At 62.0% G+C, this 3,809-nt stretch carries 4 protein-coding genes; 2 read left to right on the forward strand and 2 right to left on the reverse strand.

The features are described from left to right. Positions 1-44: 44 nt before the first annotated feature. Positions 45-1,022, reverse strand: a complete 978-nt coding sequence (locus HX846_RS31110; protein ID WP_076013283.1) for an NADPH:quinone reductase — start codon at positions 1,020-1,022, stop codon at positions 45-47. Positions 1,023-1,180: 158 nt separating this feature from the next. On the opposite strand from HX846_RS31110, the gene hemF reads away from it, so the two are divergent. Together hemF and aroE are read left to right on the forward strand one after the other, a co-directional pair. Beyond that, positions 1,181-2,110 carry an oxygen-dependent coproporphyrinogen oxidase gene (gene hemF, locus HX846_RS31115; protein ID WP_003213625.1) on the forward strand — a complete coding sequence of 310 codons (930 nt, stop codon included), beginning with the start codon at positions 1,181-1,183 and terminating at the stop codon, positions 2,108-2,110. Further along, complete coding sequence (aroE, locus tag HX846_RS31120; RefSeq protein WP_102367811.1) at positions 2,110-2,928, forward strand: shikimate dehydrogenase; 819 nt, start codon at positions 2,110-2,112, stop codon at positions 2,926-2,928. Before hemF ends, aroE begins: the two co-directional genes overlap by 1 nt. A 43-nt stretch (positions 2,929-2,971) precedes the next feature. Here the strand turns inward: aroE and HX846_RS31125 are convergent. Then, on the reverse strand, positions 2,972-3,809 hold an 838-nt coding region (locus HX846_RS31125), incomplete at its 5' end, for a SulP family inorganic anion transporter (RefSeq protein ID WP_178966863.1).

The following is a 3,809-nucleotide window of genomic DNA, read 5'->3' on the forward strand; positions in this document are numbered from 1 at the left end:
CTTGCTCGCGAAGAGGCCTTCAAATCCGCTGAAAATCCAACGCCTTATGGCAACAGAATGGTCGACCCAGTCGTCCGCCGCGCCGACAACTCAATTTGCGCCTTCGCCGCATCCCCCAACGAAAACCGTTGGTTAATATCAATCTGCAGCTTCCCGCTGATGATCATCGAAAACAGATCATCCGCCATCGCCTGCAGGTTTTCCGGGTTGTTGGCATAGGTCGCCAATGTCGGCCGGGTCACATACAGCGAGCCCTTGGCCGCCAGAATCCCCAGGTTGACCCCATCCACCGCCCCCGAAGCATTACCGAAACTCACCACCAGCCCGCGTGGCGCGACGCTGTCCAAGGATGTGAGCCAGGTGTCCTTGCCTACGCCGTCGTACACCACTGGGCACTTCTTGCCGTCAGTCAGTTCCAGCACGCGTTGTGCGACATTTTCCTTGCTGTAGTCGATGGTTTCCCAGGCGCCGAGGGATTTGGCCAGCGCCGCTTTTTCCGGCGAACTCACGGTACCGATCAGCTTCACGCCCAAGGCCTTGGCCCATTGGCAAGCCAGGGAGCCGACGCCACCGGCAGCGGCGTGGAACAGAATGGTTTCGCCGCCCTTCAACTCATAGGTCTGGCGCAACAGGTACTGCACCGTCAGGCCCTTGAGCATCGCGCCGGCGGCCTGTTCGAAGCTGATGTCGTCCGGCAGGTGCACCAGGTTGGCAGCCGGCAACACATGCAATTCGCTGTAGGCGCCCAGCGGGCCGCTGCCGTAGGCCACGCGATCGCCGACCTTGAATTGAGTGACTTCGCTGCCCACCGCATCAACCACGCCGGCACCTTCTGCGCCCAGGCCCGACGGCAAGGCCGGTGGTGCATACAGGCCGCTGCGGAAATAGGTGTCGATGAAGTTCAGGCCAATGGCCTTGTTCTGCACGCGAACCTGCTGCGGGCCGGGTTCTGCCGGGGTGTAGTCCACATACTCAAGCACTTCGGGGCCGCCATGGGCACGGAACTGGATACGTTTGGCCATCTGCACTCTCCTTAAGTCATTTCGCGTAGCCCCCTATCGGACTCCTAAGCTTGATCTTCGTCAACTGTGGCAGCAGTGGGTGCAGTGGTATCCTGTGCGCCCATTTGCCGCCGATGCCCAATGGCCTCGTGTAGCGTTGCCCGATTCAAGGTGATGTCATGACTACCCGCACCGAGGCTGTCAAAGCCTACCTGCTTGACCTGCAAGACCGCATTTGCAGCGCCCTGGAAACCTTCGAGACGGACACTCGCTTCATCGAAGACGCCTGGACCCGGCCTGCCGGCGGCGGCGGTCGCACCCGTGTGATCGAAAACGGTTCGGTAATCGAGAAAGGCGGCGTTAACTTTTCCCACGTGTTTGGCAGCGGCCTCCCACCGTCCGCCAGTGCCCATCGCCCGGAATTGGCCGGTCGCGGTTTTGAAGCCCTCGGCGTGTCGCTGGTGATCCACCCGCACAACCCGCATGTGCCGACTTCCCACGCCAATGTGCGTTTTTTCATCGCTGAAAAAGAAGGCGAAGAGCCGGTGTGGTGGTTTGGCGGCGGCTTCGACCTGACGCCCTACTACGGCAACGAAGAAGACTGCATCCACTGGCACCGCGTCGCCGAACAGGCCTGCGCGCCGTTTGGCCCGGACGTGTACTCGCGCTACAAGGCCTGGTGCGACACCTACTTCCACATCAAGCACCGCAACGAACCGCGGGGCATCGGCGGTTTGTTCTTCGATGATTTGAACGAGTGGGACTTCGACACCAGCTTCGCCTTCATGCGCGCCATCGGCGACGCCTACATCGACGCCTACCTGCCAATCGTCCAGCGCCGCAAGGCCATGGCCTATACCGAGCAGCAGCGCGAATTCCAGGAATTCCGCCGTGGCCGCTACGTCGAGTTCAACCTGGTCTACGACCGCGGCACTTTGTTTGGCCTGCAATCGGGCGGGCGTACCGAGTCGATCCTGATGTCGCTGCCACCCCAAGTGCGCTGGAGCTATGACTGGAAAGCCGCCCCCGACAGCGAAGAAGCGCGCCTAACCGACTACTTCCTGCAAGACCGCGACTGGCTGGGTGTGCTGCCCAAGGCGGCGGTCTGATGGATCGTTATGTCGTCTTCGGCAACCCCATCGGCCACAGCAAGTCGCCGCTGATTCACCGTCTGTTCGCCGAACAGACCGGCGAGCAACTGGACTACAGCACCTTGCTCGCGCCGTTGGAGGATTTCACCGGCTGTGCAAAAGCATTTTTCGCACAAGGCCGTGGCGCCAACGTCACCGTACCGTTCAAGGAAGAGGCCTATCGCCTGGCCAATACCCTGACCGAACGCGCCCAACGGGCCGGCGCGGTGAATACCCTGAGCAAGCTCGGCGATGGCAGCCTGTTGGGAGACAACACCGACGGCGCCGGCCTGGTGCGGGATTTGACGGTGAATGCCGGGTTCAGCCTGCAAGGCAAACGCATCCTGCTGCTGGGCGCCGGTGGTGCGGTGCGCGGCGCGTTGGAGCCATTGCTGGCTGAGCAGCCGGCTTCGCTGATCATTGCCAATCGCACCGTGGAAAAAGCGGAATTGCTCGCCGAGCTGTTCGACGATCTCGGCCCGGTGTCCGCCAGCGGTTTCGACTGGCTGCGTGAACCGGTGGACCTGATCATCAATGCCACGTCCGCCAGCCTGTCAGGCGATGTACCGCCGATTGCCGGCAGCCTGATCGAACCCGGAAAGACTTTTTGCTACGACATGATGTACGGCAAAGAGCCTACGGCTTTCTGCCGCTGGGCCAGTGAGCAGGGCGCGGCGGTGGCAATGGATGGCCTGGGGATGCTGGTGGAACAGGCCGCGGAAGCGTTCTTCCTGTGGCGCGGCGTTCGACCGGACTCCGCGCCGGTGCTGGCTGAATTGCGTAGCCAACTGGCCTGACGCAATCCAAATGTGGGAGNNGCTCCCACAGTTTTAACCGCATTCAGTCTTCGAAATGGATGGGGCATTGGTCGGCCCCTTCCAGTTTCTTCAGCTCTTCCACCACCTGCGGCCGGGCCTTGCGCAACGCCAGGCTGCGCCCCACTCCATTCAATCGGCGCGCTTCCTGGTGCAGCATCTCCACCCCGGAATAGTCGATGAAGTTGATCTGCTGCGCCTCGATCACCACCCGCTGGCCGTGCAGGCTTTGCAGCCGCACCTGCAGGTAATGGCTGGCGCCGAAAAAGATCGACCCGCCGACCCGCAGCACATCGTCCTCTCCGTCACGCCATTGCTGGACCCGCGGCTGTGAGGTGCGCTTGAGGTAGAAAAACAGCGACGCCAGCACACCGGCGTAAATGGCCGTTTGCAACTCCAGCAACAGCGTGGCGATGCAGGTCAGGCTCATCACCACGAACTCTGCGCGGCTGACCCGGAACAGCGCCCGAATACCACGATGGTCGACCAACCCCCAGCAAATCAGCAGGATGCTGGCGGCCATGCTCGGGATCGGGATATGCGCGATCAATGCCGCACCGAACAGCGCGAACAACGCCACCCACAATGCGGAAAACACCCCCGCCAGCGGCGAACAGGCGCCTGCCTCATAACTCAGGCCCGACCGTGTGAAGGAACCCGCCGACAAGTACCCGGAGAAAAATCCACCGACGATGTTGGATAAACCCTGGGCGCGCACTTCCTGATTTGCATCGAGCAATTGTTGGGAGCGGGCCGACAGTGAGCGCGCAATCGACAGGCTGGTCACCAGCCCCAGCATGCCCACCGCCACGGCACTCGGCAGCAGGCGCAGGACCATGTCCAGGTCCATCGGCAGCGGGCTG

Origin of the sequence: Pseudomonas sp. K5002, from assembly GCF_013386655.1 — a bacterium.
In the GTDB taxonomy this organism is placed as follows: domain Bacteria; phylum Pseudomonadota; class Gammaproteobacteria; order Pseudomonadales; family Pseudomonadaceae; genus Aquipseudomonas.

What these genes read in the sequence shown, in the direction of transcription:
- HX846_RS31110 (WP_076013283.1), bottom strand. Translation starts at nt 1,022, where the DNA reads ATGGCCAAACGTATCCAGTTCCGTGCCCATGGCGGCCCCGAAGTGCTT.
- hemF (WP_003213625.1), top strand. Translation starts at nt 1,181, where the DNA reads ATGACTACCCGCACCGAGGCTGTCAAAGCCTACCTGCTTGACCTGCAA.
- aroE (WP_102367811.1), top strand. Translation starts at nt 2,110, where the DNA reads ATGGATCGTTATGTCGTCTTCGGCAACCCCATCGGCCACAGCAAGTCG.